Consider the following 20,500-nt stretch of genomic DNA (forward strand, 5'->3'; position numbering starts at 1 on the left):
GGAAAAATGCAACAATGAAAAAAAAGTATTTCCTTTTTTCGGAATCCTGATTTTCTTGTGACCAGAGTCAAAATGAAAATCTTCAATAAATGTTTGTTTATTGTATTTATATAACGGGTTAAAATACGAACTAAGAACTATGAAAGAAATTATTCATTTGCTGCAGCAAAATATCGATATGGTTTACATTGTCGTGCTTATGATATTCCTGGGAATCGAAGTTATTGGCAGGGTGCCCAGCGTATTGCACACGCCTTTAATGAGCGGCGCCAATGCCATACACGGGGTGGTAATTATTGGTGCAATCATCGTAATGGGGAAAGCCGAAAGCGGAAATTATTTAGCGCTCATTTTAGGCTTTCTTGCAGTGGTTTTAGGAACGTTAAACGTGGTGGGAGGATTTGTGGTGACAGATCGGATGTTGGAAATGTTCAGAAAGAAGAAAGTGAAAAGTGAAAAGTGAAAAGTAAAAATAAAAAGTTGAGGACACTAATTTAATAATGCAATAATCGATAAATGGCCTTATCCATACTACCTGTTCTTTATCTCATCGCCTCCATCACCTATATCATAGGCCTTAAAATGTTGTCAAAGCCTTCAACGGCGCGAGCCGGAAATCTTATTGCGGCGGCCGGAATGATCGTTGCCATATTTGCCACTATTTTTTTATACAAATTCAATGGACAAAGTCTCGGAAATTATCCCTGGATTTTTTCGGCAATGATCATCGGATGTATCATTGGCTGGCTGGTGGCAAAAAAAGTGAAGATGACTGCCATGCCGGAGCTTGTAAGTTTTTTTAACGGAATGGGTGGCGCTTGTGCAGCATTGATATCCATCGTGGAATTTGATTATTTGTGGCGGGAAAGCCGGATGGACCATGCTTTATTTTCTGAGGTGGCGCACGGGGGGCATTACCTCGCCATTATTGCGGGCACCATTATCGGAAGTGTTTCCTTTATCGGCAGCATGATCGCCTGGGGAAAGCTTGCAGGCAAATTCAAAGATTTTTCTTTTAAAGGGCAGCACCTTTTTAATTCTATCGTCTTGCTCTTAGTGTTGGCATCGGCCATTTACACCTGGGTTTCTCCGGCAAACCACGCCAATATTTATTTCTTCATTACGGTTGGCCTTGCGATATTATATGGGTTGTTTTTTGTGCTGCCAATCGGCGGTGCTGATATGCCGGTCGTTATTTCGTTATTAAATTCCTTCACGGGCGTTGCTGCCGCATGCGGCGGATTTTTGTATGACAACAAAGCAATGCTCACCGGCGGAATTTTGGTGGGTGCCGCTGGTACGCTGCTTACGATATTGATGTGCCGGGCCATGAACCGCAGTTTATTAAATGTATTGATTGGTTCTTTTGGCGGAAGCGCTAAAGCCGGTCCTATAGCTAACCAGGCTCAGGGAAACATAAAAGAAATTTCTGTGAGCGATGCCGCCATGCTGATGGCCTATGCAAAAAAAGTTATAATAGTTCCGGGATATGGATTGGCAGTAGCGCAGGCGCAGCATACCTGCCATGAACTGGAAAAAGCGTTGGAAGAAAAAGGCGTTGAAGTGAAATATGCAATTCATCCGGTAGCCGGCCGCATGCCTGGCCACATGAATGTATTGCTTGCCGAAGCAGATGTAAATTATGATAAGCTATTGGAAATGGAACTTGCCAATGAAGAATTAAAATCCACAGATGTTGCCTTGATTTTGGGGGCAAATGATGTGGTAAACCCCGCCGCTAAAAATGACCCTTCTTCGCCTATTTATGGAATGCCGATTATCGAAGTAGAACTGGCGAGGCAGGTGATAGTGAATAAGCGCAGCATGAAACCCGGTTATGCAGGTATCGAGAATGAGCTTTTTTATCATCAAAAAACATCCATGCTATTCGGCGATGCAAAAAAGATTTTGCAGGAATTGCTGGCAGAACTGAAAAATATTTAAGTTCTTTTTTGGTAAGAGATACTTTTCCACTTCTAAAAAAAATTAACTGCTAAAATATAAATTCATTCTATTTCTTCGTTTACTGTTAGTAGAAAAATAAAATTTTTATCAAATAAAAAAACTTGTGGCTTTAATGCTTCCCCAATCCCAAATTAATTGATAATGTTTATTGTCTTACAATATTTATCTTAATAAATCGTACGATATTTGCAATAAAATTATTGCTGTTTAATTAAATCAGTTTCTCCTGAAAGAAATTTCTCAAGAGAATATTTTCAAAATCCTGTCTCATCATGAAAGATTTCTCGTATATCACCAGTTCACATCCCGCTTATATCGAAAATTTGTACTCCGATTTTAAAAACAATCCGGATAGCGTAGATGCTGATCTTCGTAAATTTTTTGAAGGATTTGATTTTGCGGTTTCGTCTCATAATGGCAACGGAAAAGCTGCTGCTGTGGCAGAGGTGAGTCCTGTTTCAGTTACAAATCTTCAAAAGGAATTTGGTGTATATCAACTTATACTTTCATATAGGGAAAAAGGCCATCTTATTTCAAAAACCAATCCTATCAGGGAAAGGAAAGATAGAAATGCCAATCTTGGACTTTCATGGTTTGGTTTGGATAATAGCGATTTGCAAACAAAATTTGAGGCCGGCAAATTTGCAGGATTAGGAACTGCTACTTTGCAGGAAATACTTGATCATTTAAAAAAATGTTACACCGGCTCTGTAGGCGTTGAGTTCAGCTCGCTGAATAATCCGAAAAAGATTGAATGGATTATTAATGCTGTTGAAAATACTTTACAACAACCTGTGCCCTTACAGCAAAAAAGAAGAATTCTTGAAAAATTAAACGAAGGGGTAATGTTTGAAAAATTTTTGCAAACTAAATATATAGGGCAAAAAAGATTTTCTCTTGAAGGGGGCGAAAATACAATTTCAGCATTGGATGCCATCATCAATACCGCCGCAGAAAACGAGGTAGAAGAAGTAGTGATAGGAATGGCACATCGCGGCCGCCTGAATGTGCTGGCGAATATTTTAGGCAAAACCTACGAACAGATTTTTACTGAATTTGAAGGCAGCGCACCTACTGATTCTACCATGGGAAGCGGCGATGTAAAATACCATAAAGGATTTAGCAGCGATGTTACTACTCCTGAAGGAAAGTTGGTGCATCTCAAATTAAGCCCTAATCCTTCACATCTTGAAGCAGTGGATCCTGTAGTGCTGGGGTTTGCCAGAAGCAAAGCAGATGTCATTTACAACAGCGATTACGATAAAATCCTGCCTATCCTAATTCACGGCGATTCGTCTTTGCCGGGCCAGGGCATAAATTACGAGGTGTTGCAGATGAGCGGTTTAAAAGGATTTTGCACCGGTGGAACGTTACACTTTGTAATTAATAACCAGGTTGGTTTTACCACCGATTTTGACGATGCACGCAGCTCAGATTATGCCACCTCTATAGCCTCAATTGTAAAAGCGCCGGTGTTCCATGTAAATGGCGATGATGCCGAAATGGTAGTGAAGGTGGCGCAGATAGCCATGATGTACCGGCAGGAATTTAATACAGACATTTTTGTAGATATGGTTTGTTACCGCCGTCATGGGCATAATGAAGGCGATGATCCTAAATTTACCCAGCCGGTTTTATATGCGCTCATCGACAATCATCCTAATCCCAGGGAAACTTACATCAACTGGCTATTAAAAAACGGAGATGAAGCTACAGCAGGTTTGGCAAAAGAAATGGAAGAAAAGTACTGGAAAGATTTGCAGGAAAGGCTTGATGAATTAAAGCAGCATCCGCTGCCTTACAGTTATCAAAAACCGGAAATGTGGTGGCAGAGCCTGCGAAAAGCTACTATTGCTGATTTTGATTCTTCTCCAGTTACAGGGATTTCTAAAGAAAAGCTGGAAAAATTATTTCACGCTATAATGGCTGTACCTGAAGATTTTACTCCTTTAAAAAAAATAAATAAGATACTTCACGAAAAAATCAAGCTATTTGAGGATGAGAAGAAATTTGATTGGGCTACAGGAGAGTTACTTGCTTTCGCCAGCATAGTGGCAGAAGGAAAAGATGTAAGGATGAGCGGACAGGATGTGCGCAGGGGCACTTTCAGCCACCGGCACGCGGTGATAAGGGACGAAAAAACGGATGAGTTTTATAATCGCCTCAGCCGCATTTCCGACAAGCAGGGATTATTAAGAATCTGGAATTCCCTTTTGAGTGAATACGCTGTATTAGGATTCGAATATGGATATGCAATGGCCAATCCGAATAATCTGGTTTTGTGGGAAGCTCAATTTGGTGATTTTGCAAACGGCGCCCAGGTTATTATCGATCAATTTGTGGCAGGCGCTGAACAAAAATGGCATCGGATGAATGGACTGGTAATGCTTTTGCCTCATGGCTACGAGGGTCAGGGCCCCGAACATAGCAGCGGCCGAATTGAACGCTTTCTTCAGATGTGCGCGGAACTTAATATGGTAGTCACCAATATTACCACTGCTTCCAATTATTTCCATGCATTAAGAAGGCAGTTGGCATGGCCATTCAGAAAGCCTTTAATCAATTTTGCCCCAAAAGCTAACCTTCGCCATCCCGGCAGCTATAGCAAGATAGAAGAGTTTACGCAGGCAGGATTTAAGGAAGTTATTGATGATGCCACTGTCAGTGATGTATCATCAATAGGCAAGGTTTTGTTGTGCTCAGGTAAAATATACTTCGATCTTGAAGAAAAAAGAGAAGCAGAAAAGCGGAAAGATTTTGCAATTATAAGAATGGAACAACTTTATCCATTACCGCTAAAACAATTGGAAGCCCTTTATCAAAAATATCATAAAGCCATCTGGTATTGGGTGCAGGAAGAACCATTAAATATGGGCGCCGCATCTTTCCTTAGGATGAATCTGACTTCCATTAATTTCGGAATCATCAGCAGGCAGCCCAGCGCAGCTATTTCTTCAGGCTTTTCAAAAGTTCATAAGGAAGAGCAGAATGAAATATTAAATACTGCCTTTTCAATTTAAAAAATGAAATAAATGCGCTCTTGCCTCACAATGGCGCTCTTTTATTGCAAGTGTTTTATGCTTTCATCTTCATTTTACAGAAAGATAGATAGCGCATTGATTTATAAAAGATGGTTATTTGTTTGTCTGCTGCGCTAATTTTCTTCCAAAGCTTTTTTGTAAACTTCAAGTGCACGTTTTCTGGCAAATTCATGTTTAACGATCTCAGGCAGGTATCCGGGCCTGAAATTTTTAATCCATCGTTTGATGTAGGTGAGTTGTGGATCAAATTTTTTTATTTGTTGGCCAGGATTAAAAATTCTGAAGTAAGGAGCAGCATCGCAGCCGGTGCCGGCGGCCCATTGCCAGTTTCCATTGTTTGAGGAAAGTTCATAATCAAGAAGCAGTTCAGCAAAATAAGCTTCGCCCCATCGCCAGTCAATCAGCAAATGTTTACAAAGAAAACCTGCAACAACCATGCGTACACGATTATGCATCCAGCCTGTTTCATTTAATTGCCGCATTCCCGCATCCACAATCGGGTAACCTGTTTCTCCTTTGCACCACAATAGAAATTCCTTTTCGTCATTCCTCCATTTTAAATCATCATACTTTTTTTTGAAATTTTCATTCACGACATAAGGAAAATGAAATAGAATCATCATAAAGAATTCACGCCAGATTAATTCGTTGAGCCATTTTTCATTCAGCTCACTGGCCAGCTTCGCGAGCCGGCGTACGCTTATTGTTCCAAACCGCAAATACATGCCGGCAAAAGATGTTCCTTCCAATGAAGGAATGTTTCTTGTTTCGTCATAATGCCGGATCAGTTTATCTGCCAGATTAAGCTTTGGAAATTCAATAGTCATTTTTTCAAAGCCAATTTCATGCAAAGAGGGAAAGTGAAACGGTTTCGTTTTAAATAAATTAGAAAGATTTTTTTCTGACGCAAACTGCTGGATATTTTCATGCTTAAATTTATCTTTCCACAATGTTGAGTATGGTGTAAAAATAGTGTAGGGCTCACCGTTAGCTTTCATAACTTCAGATTTTTCATAAATTACCTGGTCTTTGTAACTTTGAAAGGCAATGTTTTTTTGCTCTAAAAAATTTTTCACTTTCAAATCTCGGTCAATCGCATACGGCTCGTAATCGTGATTTGTGAAGATTTGCCTCACCTCAAACTCGTTGCAAATTTGCTCAAAAGCCTGTAGGGGAGTTGAATGGCCAATCCAAAATGATGATTGATGTTTTTTTAATTCGCTGTTTAGTTTTTCCAGTGTTTCATAAATAAACTGTACACGCTTATCTTTTTTATTTTCAAGTTGATGCAGGATGTGCGTATCAAAAATAAATACGGCCAATACCGGTAAATCACTTTGTAACGCATGGTACAATGCGGCATTGTCTTCTAGTCTTAAATCCCTCCGAAACCAACAGATATTTATTTGAGGCTTTCCCATAACTGATCTTTTCTTAGGTTATAATTGGCTCTTTTTGCAAATGCATCAAGTTATTTCTTCTTTTTGATGAAGTTTTCGGTGAAATAATCAGTATGAAACCTGTTCAGTTTTAGCAACAGGTGGATTAAAGTTTCCTGTTCTTTCAGCGAAAGATCGCCTGCCACATTAGGCTTGATTTGTGCAAGGGTTTTATAAATTGTGCCCAACTGGCTTTTGCCTTCTTCTGTAATTTTTAATAAGCTGGCTCTCTGGTCATTAGGATTTTTTACCTGGATTACTAATCCTTTATCCATCAGCCTTTTCAAAATGTCTACTACGGTAGAAAACTCCATTAAAGACTCATTGCTCAGTTCTGATTTGTTGATGTTTTCTACTCTGTCAATCATTTGCAGCAGCCTGAATTCTTCCAGGCTCTTGAATCCAATTTCAGAAAAGGGCTGTTTAGCATAATGTTTTACAAACAGGTTCATTCTTGCAAGCAAATGCCCGATAACGCCCCTGTTGGCTAAATCAGGAATGGTGTCCTTTTCTTCCATTTTATCTACTTGTTCTATGATAAAATCTTCCTGGTCCGAATCGTAAAACGCCGGCTGATTTTCATTAACTAACCAGTTGGCAAAGCTTGGGATGTCGCCATCCTTTTCCAGAGCTCTAAAAGCTTTCCATTTTTGAATCAATAAAATTATACCGTCATAGCAATCATCCATAGCTGCGAAAATTTTTGGGATTTAAAATGCCAAGTTAAGATTTATGGCAAAAACTGTTGTTATCAAAAAGCCGTACCGAAAATCCGATACGGCTTGCTACCATTATTCCCCAAATCATTATAATGGCAGTGTTTAAAAATAGCTCTATGCTATGGCATCAATACCTGGTCTATCACATGAATTACACCATTGGTAGCAACGATATTTGTGGCAACTATATTTGATGGAGTGGGATTGCTTTTCCCTTTAACTGTTGCTCCTGAACTCAGACCTATGGTTACTTTTTCACCATTTAATGTAGTGGCCTGTTGTCCATCTATCAAATCTGATGAAAAAACCCGCGCACCAATCACATGGTAAGTAAGGATACTGCTTAATGTAGCTGCATCCACTGCCTTTACATCATCCACGGTGGCAAAGCCCGCTGCCCTGAAAGCATTATTCGTTGGTGCAAACACAGTAAAAGGCCCATCGCCTGAGAGCGCTCCCTGCAAGTTGGCTTTAACTACGGCAGCCACTAAAAAAGAAAAGCTTGTATCAGCCTGCGCCATTTCAACAATATTTCCAGATGGAGGCATTAATACCTTGCCCAGCACATGTATGACACCGTTTTTTGCCTGGACATCTGCCTGGGTCACCTGGATTCCGTTTACGAAAACACCGTTTGAATTCCTGGTCACATACAAAATATCTCCATTAGCTGCTGTCACAGCCGCATTTGGACCCTCGGGCACCTCAGAAGACAGAATTTTTGAAGGCAATGTGTGGTATAGCAAAATATTCTTCACCTGGTCGGCTGAGATGCTATTTAACACATCGGAAGTAATTCCTGAAGCGGTGAATGCCAAGTTTGTTGGAGCGAAAACAGTGAACGGGCCGGGACCGCTCAATGTTGCACCCAATCCTGATTTTTTTATAGCCGCGTTTAACGTGGAAAAATCAGGGGTAGACATTACAATTCCGTTAATTGTATTGTCTGTTTTAACTTTTGTATCTTTTTTGCATGCGCTAAATAAAAATAATACAGCCAACGCACCAGGCAAGAATGGTTTGCCAAAGAAATTTAGTTTTTGTTTCATAATCTTTTTTTGATTGATTAAATAATTTGAATGCCGATTACGAAACAAAAATAACGATGCCGTTGTAAATTACAAAATTTTTATCACGAAAATGTTATATTATTTTAGAAATTCCTACTTATATCGATTTCCATGGAGAAGATGCCCTGTTTTTATATGCGTGAATGCTGGTGCTAATAAATAAAATTGCTGCGACCGCTATGGCGACAGATTTAATATAGTTTTCGGAATCCCAATTTGCTACGGCGATGGCTACCAGTGCCCAGGCGCCTACCAGTCCGAATTCTCTCATATTCCGTTTCCAGGTGATAATCAGGTTAATAATTCCCGCGGTAATGATCATAATTAATGCCCACACTGTTCCCGAAATACCGAATCCGTTCCAATTCAGTTTAGTAAGCCAGGCGGAAAAATCTGCGATTAATGCCACACTTATCCAGCCGGAGTATATGCAAAATGGCCACCACACGAATGCTATTTTTTTTAAAGGCAAATCATCCAACTCCATTCGCGTAGCATAAATTATCCTGATAAGAGAGACAAGTAATACTATCATAAGCATCACCGAAACTCCTATAAAATCGTAAAGCCATGCGAAAACCCATAATGAATTTGCAACGCATGAGATGATAAACCACCAGCCGATTTGTTTTACCGGCCAATCATCTTCAACTTTTTTAAAAAGGCTTCTTGCCTGATAAATTACAAACGCTAATAAACCCAGGTAAATTAATCCCCAAATAGAAAATGCGTAGCCTGCCGGTGTAAAATAGTTGTGATATCTGTCAGAAACCGTGGCCATAGTGTTACCATTGAAAATTCCGGTGTTGGATAAATAATTAATGATAATTGTAACGATGAAAGCTACAACATTGAGAACCTGCAGAGATTTTTTCATTGTATTTATTTTACGAATTAATGCTTCGCGATGCTAAACAATCATCATTTTTGCAAATAGTAAACCAATAAATAACCGGCATTTTTATTTTAGGCCTGCTAGGCGATAAAAAGTTTCAGAATCTAATTCTTTCACATTACCGGGGGCAATTCCATCAATGGTTAAATTTTCAATACTCAAACGGATTAGCCTGAGACAACGGTGCCTTAGGGCGAGCATCATTTTTCGCACCTGGCGATATTTTCCCTCAGTAAGTGTGATAAGAAGCCACGTATGTGGAAAGGACTCACGAAAATCAACTGCCCATGGATATAAACTAACGGGGTCGGCTACACGAAATAAAGAATCGGGCTTTGCAAGATAGTCCTGCCCGTTTTTAATCTTGATAACTACGCCGCTTTTCAAAAGCTGAAAGGTTTCTTCGTCTACATAATTGCGCACCATTACAAGGTACGTTCTGGTATGTTTTTTTTCTTTTGAAAAAATGAGACGTGTAATCTTTTTATCTGTAGTTAATAATAAAAGCCCTTCCGAATCCTTATCCAGTCTGCCAATGGCATGAGTGCCTTCGGGAAATGAAAAATCAATTTGTGAAAGCAGATTAACTTTGTCGCTGCTGATAAATTGAGAAACCATGTTAGCTGGTTTATTCAAAATGAAGTACCGATGAGGCATTTGTTGATTAAGATGTAAACTAACGTTTCGCGGAAGCCCTTTTTGTTTTATTTGGTGCTACAGGAATCGAAAAACAAAATACTGAGCCTTTGCCTTCCGCACTTTTTACGTTAATTGTTCCCGAATGTCGTTTAATAATTTCTTTTGAAATATAAAGCCCAAGCCCAAGTCCCGGATACGTATTTTCGCCTATCCTCGTAAAGCGATTAAATAATTTTCCCTGTTCAGACAGCGGTATTCCTATTCCAAAATCCTGTACACATAATTTCACTCTGTGATCAATGATTGAGGAACGGATAATCACCCGGTCTGTCGCAGGCGAATATTTAATTGCATTGGACACCAGGTTGATAATTACCTGGCCCAGCCGGTTTTTATCTGCTTCTACCTTCACAGAGCTTGTTAAATTCACCTCCAACTTGTACTTTGTTGTCAATTGAATTACGCTGATAGTTTCACGGACAAGTTCATTAAAATCAATTATTTCAAAATCATAAATGAGCTCGCCTGCATTCGCTCTTGATACGTCCAGTAAGTCGCCTATCAGCCGCGTCAATTTGTTGAGTTGTTTTTCCATTTTTTTAAGCATCCCCAACTCTTCTTTATTTCCTTTCTGTGTCGCATCCATCACCATTATTTCAGTGTAAGCCTTCAGGCTGGTGACAGGCGTTTTAAGCTCGTGGCTTGCCATACTTATAAATTCATCCTTTTTTTGAAGGTTCTTTTTTTGCTCTTCAATATCGGTGGATACGCCAAACCATGCCACCACGTCGCCTTCACTATTTTTAAAGGGCAATGCATTCACCAGGTGCCATCGATAAGCACCATCAGCGGCTCGCAAGCGAATATCAGTTTTAAATGGGACGCCATCTCTTATTGAATCGCCCCATTTAGCTATTGTTTTGGGCAAATCATCAGCATGTATAGCGGGTTTCCAATATTGCTGTCCCGACTCTTCAGGTGAAAAACCTGTGTAATTGTACCACTGCCGGTTAAAATAATCGTATTCTCCCTTAGCGCTTGCTGTCCATACAATTACGGGAATTGTGTCGGCGAGGAATTTAAAATGTTCGCGGCTGGTAAGTAATTCCTGCGTACGTTCTGCTACACGGGCTTCCAGTTCGTTATTTAGCTTTTCTGCATAAGATTTGGCTGCTTCCAGCAGTTTGTTATTTTCTCTTAATTGCTTTTCAATATTTTTTTGGTCAGAAAGGTCAGTAATGATTATACTCAAAGCCACGCCTTCGTCAAGTTCAAGACTTGTGAGTGATAGCAAAACCGGAATACTGGCATTTTCTTTCGATGAAATATTGATTTCTCCTTTGCATTCTTTATTCCATCCATTTTTAAAAAGATTATCGAAAATGGCCATTTCAACTTCTTCTACATAGTCCTTGAAATATGAGCCAATAATCTTCGTCAGCGGCAAATTAACTATTGAGGCGAAGCGTGAATTGCTGTATAAAACAACACCCTTGCGGTTTAGCGTAACCGCACCTTCTCTCATTTTTTCGATAAAAACCCGGTAAGTTTGATCGGCTGTTTTAAGCGTGTAAAGTTGATGCCCTGTAGGACGCTTAACTACCAACGCATCTATTTGCCCTGTTCTGATGGCTTCGATCGTTTCGTTGGATTCATCCAACTGTTGGCAAAGTTCGGCTACCTGCTGTTCAAGTTCTTTGTTTGTTTTTGATACCATCGGTTCATGAATTTATTCCAAGGCCCTTTAGAACTTTTTTCGTATCGGAGAGATCACCAATAAACCTTTTTATGGGGGGTGGCAAGAATTTTAAGAGCATGGGGAGTGCAATTATTTGTTCTTCCGATGCTTTAATCGGCTGCTGGTATACATCAATTATTTCCAATTCATATTGGTTTTCAAAATATTTTTCGCAAATATCTTTTAAATTAGAAATTGCTTTTGCAGAGTTGGGCGATGCTCCGGTAACAAAGAGCTTTAGTGATAATTTATCATCGCCGCTCTTCAATATAATTTTATTCGTTGCTGGCATCCGGGGTGGATTAAAAGTTATTTTTTTACCGGAACAATATTTAAGCCAACAAGTACTTTTTCCTCATTGGACAAATCGCCAATAATTTTTCTGATTGGTACAGGCACCTTCCTGACCAATGTCGGTACGGCAAATATCTGGTCGCCTTCAGCCAACTGCGGTTTTTTTAAGAGGTCTATTACTTCAATCGAATACCGCCCTTCTAAATGCTCACGGCAGTATTTTTTTAAATTATACAAAGCGGTTTCAGATTTTAATGTTTTTCCCGCAATATAGAGCTTCAATTCCCATTTTTGTTCCATCTGCAATCCATCGTTTTTTTTTCAATATAGTAATTTGATTCCGGAGCTCAACTTATTTTTGTTTTTTCCGGAGAGCCTTTTTCGTTAATCCTTCTTCTTTTGTTGGTTAGTAATAGCTGCCTTTTCAATTTCAAATTCTGATGTCAATTCCTGTATTTTGTTTTTAAGAATGGACTTTTTCTGTTCAATTTTTTTACGCTCCCTGTTGATTTGCTGCTTTTTTAAGATGATATCTTTTTTATTTTGCAGTTCCAGGGCTTTTTGTGCGGAACCGACTACCATACCGTCTGGGCCAACAACCAATTGAGCAATTTTAACCCCATTGTCAGTTATTTTAAATTCACGCAGCTCGTTAGAGGATTTCATGCCCCTTGACTTTAAGATATAGAGGCAACGGTTTCGTTCGCCGTTTATTTCTACTTCCTGGATAGAAAGCCATGTGTCTATTAATGAAGATACGTTCTCATCGGTATTCATATTTCCACTTGGACTGGTAGAAAGTGCGGTAAACATTATCGTAATTTGCTCCTGTTGTAAAAAATCCAGCAGGCGAATCAAAATCGACTTTACTTCATTTTGATCACCCACCGTAACAAGATTTGTGATAGGATCAATAATGACAACAGACGGTTTGAATTTTTGTATTTCCTTGTAAAATACTACGAGATGCATTTCCAAACCATAAGTTGTGGGCCGGGAGGCATAGAATTTTAACAATCCCTTTTTCTCCCACGGTGCCAGGTCTAAGTTTATTGACCTCATGTTCCTGATTATCTGTTGTGGGGATTCTTCAAAAGCAAAGTAAAGGCATCGTTCCTTCCTTTGGCAGGCAGCTTTTGCAAAAAGTGCGGCAATACTGGTCTTGCCGGCGCCGGCCGTTCCGGATACCAAAATGCTGCTTCCTTTATAGTAGCCTTCACCGCTGAGCATTTCATCAAGTGTGGGTATTCCTGTGGGCACTTTTTCTTTTGAAACCGGATAGTTTAATCTTAGTGAGGTAACCGGCAAAACAGAAATTCCATCTTCATCAATAAGAAATGGATATTCGTTTGTGCCGTGTACGGATCCGCGGTATTTCAGCACTCTTAATCTCCTGGTCGAAATCTGGTTTTGGATGCGGTGGTCCAATACGATTACACAATCAGATACATATTCTTCAAGACCTTGCCGCGTCAGTTTTCCTTCTCCTTTCTCCCCGGTTATGATCGCCGTTACTCCTTTATCTTTAAGCCACCTGAATAGCCGGCGCAATTCGGCCCTTAATATGCCTTCATTTTCCAGCCCTGTGAAAAGATTTTCAATCGTATCCAGCACAATCCTTTTAGCACCAATACTGTCAATTGCATACGCTAAGCGGATAAAAAGGCCTTCCAAATCATATTCTCCCGTTTCTTCTATTTCGCTGCGGTTTATTTCAATGGTATCTATCCTCAATTTTTTTCCCTTAATCAGGCTATTGAGATCAAAGCCAAGAGAAGCAACATTGGTCGCCAGTTCTGCACTCTTTTCTTCAAAAGCAATGAATACGCCGGGCTCGTTGTACTTAGTAATTCCATTTACAATAAATTCAATTGACATCAGGGTTTTTCCGGTTCCGGCATCTCCACATATTAAAGTTGGCCGTCCAGTGGGCAAACCACCATTTGTAATCTCATCCAACCCCGTAATACCGGTTGGCGATTTTGTTAATACATCCCTGTCAAACTTTGGATTTCTCGCATTTTTCATAAAAATTAAAAACTAATTTAATTAATATTTGATTGGTTGCTTAATAATTTTATGTCAGCTCGCTGAAACTTACTTTTCATTGGCAAACAATTTCTTTACTTCCAGCCAGTTATTTACCCGTTCATATTTTGTATCGTTCAGGTTATGGCATGAAGAAAACATAATAGGCCTGCCCTGAAAAACTGAAAGATTAAAATCATGATCATCAATTAAAACATCGCCCCGTAAAACACTTTTATCTCCACAAAATATTCTTCTTTTCCAGGGGATAAAAGGAAAATGCTTGTCAAGCCACGCATTTTTATGATCCAGCGAATAAGGAAACTCCATAGCCGCCGAAGCTATAAAAATTTCAAACCTGTCGTTCAGTTCTTTGATTACTTCCACACTGTTTTCAATAACCGGCAGCTCTTTAAAAAAATCCTGGTGAAAAGGATATTGCTTTACCATTTGCCTGTTAAGCTCAGGCACAATATTATAAAGTCTGGTGCCGGCGAGTTCTTCTCTTGTATAAAGTTTTCCAAAATCGCGATCATACCATTCTAAAAATCTTCCGACGGCATCTGCAATCACGTCGTCCATATCGATAAAAATTCGCATGCTGATTATTTAATTTTATGTGCTGGCTGAAAATTGGTAAAGATATTTTTTAAATTGAATCGAAACAGAATCATCATCAAAAAATCTTCATTTTTGACACTTATACACATAAGTTGAATAACTTTTATTCTTCAGCGCCTTGGATGGTTTGCTATTTGAGTAATTTACCAAAAAGAAAAATATGGAAACCGTTGATTTTATGACCTTGGTTGAAATGCCCGACCAAACCAGGCTTGAAGTAGTTTACTATTGTAAGGATAATAATTTAAAAGAAGGTGAAAAGAATAAATTCACCCAATTGTATATTCAGCTTCACGATTGTATCTGCACTATGAAAATAGAAAAAGCAATTGTCAAAAATGCGAAAGAAGTGGAAAGACTCGTGCAAAATAAAGTAATTGCTGAAAGAGGACACTTGTGTTAAACTTCCGGCACCGTCAACTTAAAAATGAAAAATAGTAATATTTCTTCTTTTACTATACTAATGTTAAAGTAAAATAAGGGTCTGCATTCCTTTTAATGCCGTTCAAAAATTAGTAAAGTTGTTCTTTTTTCTAAAAAATATTCTATCTTTGCAGCCCAAAAAAATTATTAATGGCAAATCATTCAGCAACAAAGAAAAGTGTAAGAAAAACGACAAAACGAAACGAGCGTAACCGCTACCAGGGCAAAACTACCCGCAATGCAATACGCGACTTTAAGGCTTTGGACAATAAGGCGGCTGCATTGGAAGGTTTGCCTAACCTGGCTTCCAAAATTGACAAGTTAGCTAAAAGAGGCATCATTCATAAAAATAAAGCAGCCAATTTAAAAAGTAAATTGACTAAAAATGTGCTTTCACTGGAAAAATAAAACGGAATTTTGTAATTATATTAAGGAACCTGCCATTGAATTTGGCGGGTTCTTTTTTTATGAAAAACCTGGGAATTCATTTATCTCCTCAAGGGTTGATTTTCTTTTTTCGAATCCCAAACAATATTTTCCGTTGGTGATGATTAAATATTTTGCAGGTATTGAAATATGATACCTGAGAATTTGATCCAAAACTTTTTCTGAAAGCGCCACATTCATTTCTTTACATTCTATAATCATCCAGGGAATCATCTGGCGATTGAATATAACAATATCATAGCGCTTTTTAAGCTCGCCAAGTCTTAATTCCTTTTCAATTGATATTAATGGCGAAGGCACATTTTTGCCTGTTATCAGAAATCCGATGATATTTTGCCGCACCCATTCTTCAGGGGTTAACACCAGCCATTTTTTTCGTATTTGGTCAAAAATTTCGTTGGTGCCATTACGATTCCGCAGCGCAGGTTGTTCTTCAGGAAAGTTTATTTTTATCATGCATACCGTCATTTGCAAATGGTGCGCGTGCCAAAGGGCACAATGTAAATTGTAAAATCGTATTTTTATGCAAAGCAAGGAAAATTATTAAAGATTAAAGAAGTATGAAGACGAAAAAAGAAATAGTTAATAACTGGCTGCCGAGATACACAGGCGAAAAATTAGAAAATTTCGGATCCTATATCCTGCTTACCAATTTTAGCAACTATGTAAAAATGTTTGCGGAAATTCATAAAGTAAAAGTGGTGGAAAAGGCGATGGAGTGCGCTACTGCAGGAGATATCACTATTATTAATTTTGGTATGGGAAGCCCTGGCGCCGCCACCATAATGGATTTATTAAGCGCGATTGAACCAAAAGCAGTATTATTTCTTGGCAAATGCGGAGGGCTTAAGAAAAGAAATAAAATCGGGGATTTAATTTTGCCGATTGCAGCCATCAGGGGAGAGGGTACTTCAAATGATTATTTCCCGCCGGAAGTGCCGGCACTGCCTGCATTTGCTTTGCAAAAAGCCATCTCAACTACCATTCGTGACCATTCTGTAGATTACTGGACAGGCACTGTTTATACTACCAATCGCCGCGTTTGGGAACATGATGAAGTATTGAAATCTTACCTCAGAAAAATCCGTGCGTATGCGGTGGACATGGAAACCGCCACTATTTTTATTGTCGGGTTTTATAATAAAATTCCGACTGGCGCCTTGTTACTCGTGAGCGATTCGCCAATGATTCCGGAAGGTGTAAAAACTATTGAAAGCGATGCCAGTGTTACGGCTCAATTTGTAGAAATGCATTTGACAATTGGTATTGAATCTTTAAAACAACTGATTAATAACGGTCTTACCGTAAGGCATTTAAAATTTTAGCTTTTTTTGCCATTAGCTTTTAAACTGAATTAAAAATTGCCTCTTCTTCAAATAAAAGATTTCAGTGTTGATTTTGTAACCGATTCCGGAGTAACTTCTGCTGTACAAAATATTTCATTCGAAATAAACCGCGGTGAAACCGTAGCTATTGTAGGCGAATCCGGTTCCGGCAAAACCGTCACCTCATTATCCATCCTGAAACTGCTGCCTTCGCCGCCGGCAAGATATAGCAGCGGACAAATACTGTTTTCTCAAGAGGGAAAAAATGAAACCGATATTGTGAAGCTTGATGAAAAAAGCATTCAGAAAATACGGGGTAATCAAATTTCTATGGTCTTCCAGGAGCCAATGACTTCACTAAACCCGGTGAAAACCTGTGGAAAGCAGGTAATGGAAGCAATCCGAACGCATTATAATATTTCTAAAAAAGAAGCACGGAAAAGAACAATCTCTTTATTTGAAAAAGTAAAATTGCCAGACCCCCAATCCATCGTTGATCGTTATCCCCACGAGATAAGTGGCGGACAAAAACAGCGCGTTATGATTGCAATGGCAATTAGTTGCAATCCGTCTCTGCTGATTGCAGATGAGCCCACTACCGCGCTGGATGTAACTGTTCAAAAAACTATTTTGCAATTGATTAAAGACCTGCAAAAGGAACAGAACATGAGTGTGATTTATATCACCCATGATCTTGGCCTGGTATCGGAAATTGCAGATAGAGTTATCGTAATGTATAAAGGAAAAGTTGTGGAGTCAGGGCCGATAAAAGAAATTTTTCTTGATCCTCAAAATCCCTACACAAAAGCATTGCTCGCATGCAGGCCCGATTCATCCGCTAAGGGTAAGCGTTTGCCCGTTGTCGGTGATTTTTTAGAAGATGCCGGTGGTGATGCAAAACCGGAAACAATTTTTTCAAAGGCCCCCCGAAACGATCATTTTGACGCTGCACAAACTATTTTAAGCGTAGAAAACCTGAAAGTTTATTTTCCGGTAAAGAGAAATTTTTTTGGTAAAATCCTCAAAGTATTTAAAGCAGTAGATGATGTCAGTTTTGAAGTAAAAAAAGGTGAAACGGTTGGGCTGGTAGGGGAAAGCGGTTGCGGAAAAACAACATTGGGCAGATCTATTCTTCGGCTTATTGAGCCAACCTCGGGCGCCATTTATTTGAATGATAAAAATATAGGAAATATTCCCGAAGGCCAGTTTAGAAAAATGCGAAAAGATATCCAGATCATTTTCCAGGATCCGTATGGCTCGTTAAATCCACGGCTTACAATCGGCGAAGCCATTAACGAACCCATGAAAATTCACGGAATTTTACCAAATCAAAAACAGAGAAAGGAAAAAATTATTGATCTGCTGGAAAAGGTAGATTTGAAGTCTGAATATTTTAATCGTTATCCTCATGAATTTAGCGGGGGCCAACGTCAAAGAATTTGCATAGCCCGCGCGCTGGGATTGAATCCTGAATTCATTATTTGCGATGAAAGTGTTTCGGCACTGGATGTTAGCGTACAGGCGCAGGTGCTTAATTTGCTAAGCGAGCTGAAAGAAGAATTGGGGTTTTCCAGCGTCTTTATTTCGCACGATCTTGGCGTGGTTCATTATATCAGCGACAGAATAATTGTGATGAATAAAGGAAAAATAGAAGAAGAAGGTGCTGCAGATGCTATTTATTTTAATCCTCAAAAAGAATATACACAAAGATTAATTGCTGCCATTCCAAAAGTCAGACTTTGACTTTAACCGCCCATCTTTCCGAAATAAAATTGAAGATATTTATTGCCTTACTATTATAAAGCAAAAAGGGCAGCGTGTGCTGCCCAAATTCTTAGGTTCTTCAATAATAACTTAAATCTGTAGTTTTTCAAAAACATGAATTCTAATAAATCACAAGTATTGGAGGCATCGTAGGGTATTGTACTAAAAGAGCTTCTTAAAACCGCATTATATACTCCAAAAATGCTGCCAAAAATTTAATTTTTATTAATATATTGGAATGCAACAGGATATATAATCAATAAATTTAAATCCGGTTCCAATAGTTCTCAAGTAAAAACCGGAATTCATGAGCAAATGTAGTAAATCATATCTAAAAAACAGTTTATATTTTCGAAAACTATTATTTTAATTGCATTGATGAAATGATAGCATCAATTTTTTGTTCCAGTTTTCCCTGCGTTGCATCAAATTCGGAAATGACTGAAAGCGGGCTATTTACGCTGAAGTAAAATTTAATTTTAGGTTCGGTGCCACTTGGCCGTGCCGAGATTTTACTACCATCTTCGGTAATAAATTGTAATACATTGCTTTTGGGTAATTCTATTTTTTGCGTATCACCGGATAATAAGTCTTTCTTAACCTGTAGCTGGTAATCTAATACTTCTTTTACGGGGCTACCGGCGATTTCTTTGGGAGGGTTGTCTCTATAGGATTGCATCATTTCTGCAATTTCTTTTGACCCGTTCATACCGGTTTTAGTAATCGAAATTAATTTTTCAAAATAAAACCCGTATTTCACATACAATTCCATCAGTTTTTCAAATAGCGTTCTTCCTTTTTGTTTTTCTACGGCAGCAATTTCGCATATCATGGCGACAGCGCTTACGGCGTCTTTATCGCGCACTTTATCGCCTATCATTAAACCAAAACTTTCCTCGCCACCTACTATATAATTTTCTTCGCCTTCCTTTTCCCTTATCAATTCTGCAATCCATTTAAATCCGGTAAGAACATTATAGCATGTGATATTATTTTTTTCAGCGATTTTGTCAATCATGTCTGTTGTTACGATTGTCTTCACAATCATGTCATTCGGTTCTGCCTTGCCACTAAGTTTCCTGGCTTCTATAATGTAATTAAATACAATCAGGGCGGTTTGATTTCCATTTAATAAAACCCAATTCCCGTGGTTATCTTTTACGCCGACGCCGACTCTGTCTGCGTCCGGGTCAGTCCCCAATAAAATATCTGCGTCAAGTTCTTTCGCTTTTTTAAGGCCGATGCTCATCGTTTCCTTTTCTTCCGGATTAGGATAAACAACAGTCGGAAATGTTCCGTCAGGGGTAGCTTGTTCTTCTACAATATGAACATTGTCAAAGCCGTACGCAGCCAGTGCCTTTGGTACCAGCATAATACCTGTGCCGTGAATCGGTGTATAAACGATTTTAAGGTCATGCTCCTTGATACAGGCATCCGGGTTGATGCTTAAATTTTTCACCATTTCCAGGTAAGCATCGTCCATTTCCTTGCCTATCAAAGTGATGTTTTCAGAATGCCCTTTCCACTTTACATCATCGATGCTTTTAATTTTTTCAACTTCTGTAATTACATTTTTATCGTGAGGGGGCACCAACTGGCCACCGTCTTTCCAGTACGCTTTGTACCCATTGTATTCTTTGGGGTTATGAGAAGCGGTAATAACTAATCCGCCCTGGCATTGCAACCTGCGAATGGCAAAGCTTAATTCAGGTGTAGGTCTTATGGATTCAAATAAATAGACTTTGATTCCGTTTGCTGCGAAAATATCGGCAGCGATTTCTGCAAACTTGCGGCTGCTGTTTCTTACGTCGTGCGCGATGGCTACCTTAACTTCAGGAAAGGATTGTTTTAAATAATTGGCATATCCCTGCGTAGCCATGCCAACTGTAAACTTATTCATCCGGTTGGTTCCTACGCCCATAATTCCTCTTAAGCCCCCGGTACCAAATTCAAGATCTTTATAAAAAGCATCTTCTAACTTTGCGGGATCATTTTTTTGTAATTCCCTGATTTTTTCTTTGGCGATTTCATCATAATCTCCGGAAAGCCATTCCTTGATTCTGTTTTCTGTTTTTGTATCCATGCTTTTATT

Annotated in this window: 19 protein-coding genes; 7 read left to right on the plus strand and 12 right to left on the minus strand. The window is 39.0% G+C overall.

What is annotated here, in order from left to right; all coding sequences use genetic code 11:
• Positions 1-139 precede the first annotated feature (139 nt).
• The 3 genes from EFY79_RS09505 (at position 140) to EFY79_RS09515 (ending at position 4,985) form a co-directional block, all read left to right on the plus strand.
• A complete protein-coding gene (locus tag EFY79_RS09505; protein WP_123120472.1) occupies positions 140-463 on the plus strand; it encodes an NAD(P) transhydrogenase subunit alpha in 324 nt (107 codons plus the stop codon).
• Between the two features lie 53 nt (positions 464-516).
• Positions 517-1,944 (plus strand): NAD(P)(+) transhydrogenase (Re/Si-specific) subunit beta, encoded by a 1,428-nt coding sequence (locus EFY79_RS09510; protein WP_123120473.1) that lies wholly within the window; start codon positions 517-519, stop codon positions 1,942-1,944.
• Between the two features lie 293 nt (positions 1,945-2,237).
• Entirely contained in the window at positions 2,238-4,985 is a 2,748-nt protein-coding gene (locus EFY79_RS09515; protein ID WP_123120474.1) for a 2-oxoglutarate dehydrogenase E1 component, read from the plus strand.
• A 134-nt stretch (positions 4,986-5,119) separates the two neighbouring features.
• Here EFY79_RS09515 and EFY79_RS09520 read toward each other — a convergent pair whose 3' ends face one another.
• The 10 genes from EFY79_RS09520 to EFY79_RS09565 all read right to left on the minus strand — a co-directional run bounded on the left by EFY79_RS09520 (position 5,120) and on the right by EFY79_RS09565 (position 14,428).
• A complete protein-coding gene (locus tag EFY79_RS09520; protein ID WP_123120475.1) occupies positions 5,120-6,427 on the minus strand; it encodes a cryptochrome/photolyase family protein in 1,308 nt (435 codons plus the stop codon).
• Between the two features lie 50 nt (positions 6,428-6,477).
• Entirely contained in the window at positions 6,478-7,134 is a 657-nt protein-coding gene (locus tag EFY79_RS09525; protein WP_123120476.1) for a MarR family winged helix-turn-helix transcriptional regulator, read from the minus strand.
• 149 nt (positions 7,135-7,283) lie between these two features.
• Entirely contained in the window at positions 7,284-8,213 is a 930-nt protein-coding gene (locus EFY79_RS09530; protein ID WP_148041896.1) for a fasciclin domain-containing protein, read from the minus strand.
• Positions 8,214-8,331: 118 nt separating this feature from the next.
• A complete protein-coding gene (locus tag EFY79_RS09535) occupies positions 8,332-9,111 on the minus strand; it encodes a tryptophan-rich sensory protein (protein ID WP_123120478.1) in 780 nt (259 codons plus the stop codon).
• 84 nt (positions 9,112-9,195) lie between these two features.
• Positions 9,196-9,786 carry a pseudouridine synthase gene (locus EFY79_RS09540; protein ID WP_123120479.1) on the minus strand — a complete coding sequence of 197 codons (591 nt, stop codon included), beginning with the start codon at positions 9,784-9,786 and terminating at the stop codon, positions 9,196-9,198.
• A gap of 19 nt (positions 9,787-9,805) precedes the next feature.
• The gene (locus EFY79_RS09545) at positions 9,806-11,485 is read right to left on the minus strand and encodes an ATP-binding protein (protein WP_123120480.1); all 1,680 of its coding nucleotides are present in this window, start codon (positions 11,483-11,485) and stop codon (positions 9,806-9,808) included.
• Between the two features lie 4 nt (positions 11,486-11,489).
• Entirely contained in the window at positions 11,490-11,798 is a 309-nt protein-coding gene (locus tag EFY79_RS09550; protein WP_123120481.1) for a circadian clock KaiB family protein, read from the minus strand.
• A gap of 17 nt (positions 11,799-11,815) precedes the next feature.
• Positions 11,816-12,100 carry a circadian clock KaiB family protein gene (locus EFY79_RS09555; RefSeq protein ID WP_123120482.1) on the minus strand — a complete coding sequence of 95 codons (285 nt, stop codon included), beginning with the start codon at positions 12,098-12,100 and terminating at the stop codon, positions 11,816-11,818.
• Positions 12,101-12,184: 84 nt separating this feature from the next.
• Positions 12,185-13,828: a circadian clock protein KaiC gene (gene kaiC, locus EFY79_RS09560; RefSeq protein WP_123120483.1), complete on the minus strand. Its 1,644-nt coding sequence runs from the start codon at positions 13,826-13,828 to the stop codon at positions 12,185-12,187.
• A gap of 69 nt (positions 13,829-13,897) precedes the next feature.
• Complete coding sequence (locus EFY79_RS09565) at positions 13,898-14,428, minus strand: 5' nucleotidase, NT5C type (RefSeq protein WP_123120484.1); 531 nt, start codon at positions 14,426-14,428, stop codon at positions 13,898-13,900.
• Positions 14,429-14,609: 181 nt separating this feature from the next.
• Here EFY79_RS09565 and EFY79_RS09570 point away from each other — a divergent pair, with 181 nt between their 5' ends.
• Both EFY79_RS09570 and rpsT read left to right on the plus strand, forming a co-directional pair.
• Positions 14,610-14,852, plus strand: coding sequence for a hypothetical protein (locus EFY79_RS09570; RefSeq protein ID WP_123120485.1), 243 nt, complete (start codon positions 14,610-14,612; stop codon positions 14,850-14,852).
• 170 nt (positions 14,853-15,022) lie between these two features.
• Positions 15,023-15,280: a 30S ribosomal protein S20 gene (rpsT, locus tag EFY79_RS09575; RefSeq protein WP_123120486.1), complete on the plus strand. Its 258-nt coding sequence runs from the start codon at positions 15,023-15,025 to the stop codon at positions 15,278-15,280.
• Between the two features lie 57 nt (positions 15,281-15,337).
• On the opposite strand, the gene EFY79_RS09580 is transcribed toward rpsT, so the two are convergent.
• The gene (locus tag EFY79_RS09580) at positions 15,338-15,775 is read right to left on the minus strand and encodes a type I restriction enzyme HsdR N-terminal domain-containing protein (protein WP_123120487.1); all 438 of its coding nucleotides are present in this window, start codon (positions 15,773-15,775) and stop codon (positions 15,338-15,340) included.
• A gap of 104 nt (positions 15,776-15,879) precedes the next feature.
• Between EFY79_RS09580 and EFY79_RS09585 the strand changes: the two genes are divergently transcribed.
• On the plus strand, positions 15,880-16,644 hold the full coding sequence (locus EFY79_RS09585) for an AMP nucleosidase (protein ID WP_123120488.1): 765 nt from the start codon (positions 15,880-15,882) through the stop codon (positions 16,642-16,644).
• Between the two features lie 36 nt (positions 16,645-16,680).
• The gene (locus EFY79_RS09590) at positions 16,681-18,387 is read left to right on the plus strand and encodes an ABC transporter ATP-binding protein (protein ID WP_123120489.1); all 1,707 of its coding nucleotides are present in this window, start codon (positions 16,681-16,683) and stop codon (positions 18,385-18,387) included.
• A 382-nt stretch (positions 18,388-18,769) separates the two neighbouring features.
• On the opposite strand, the gene EFY79_RS09595 is transcribed toward EFY79_RS09590, so the two are convergent.
• Positions 18,770-20,491, minus strand: coding sequence for a phospho-sugar mutase (locus EFY79_RS09595; RefSeq protein ID WP_123120490.1), 1,722 nt, complete (start codon positions 20,489-20,491; stop codon positions 18,770-18,772).
• Between the last annotated feature and the right edge of the window lie 9 nt (positions 20,492-20,500).

The organism is Hanamia caeni (genome assembly GCF_003721595.1).
Taxonomy (GTDB): Bacteria; Bacteroidota; Bacteroidia; order Chitinophagales; family Chitinophagaceae; genus Ginsengibacter; species Ginsengibacter caeni.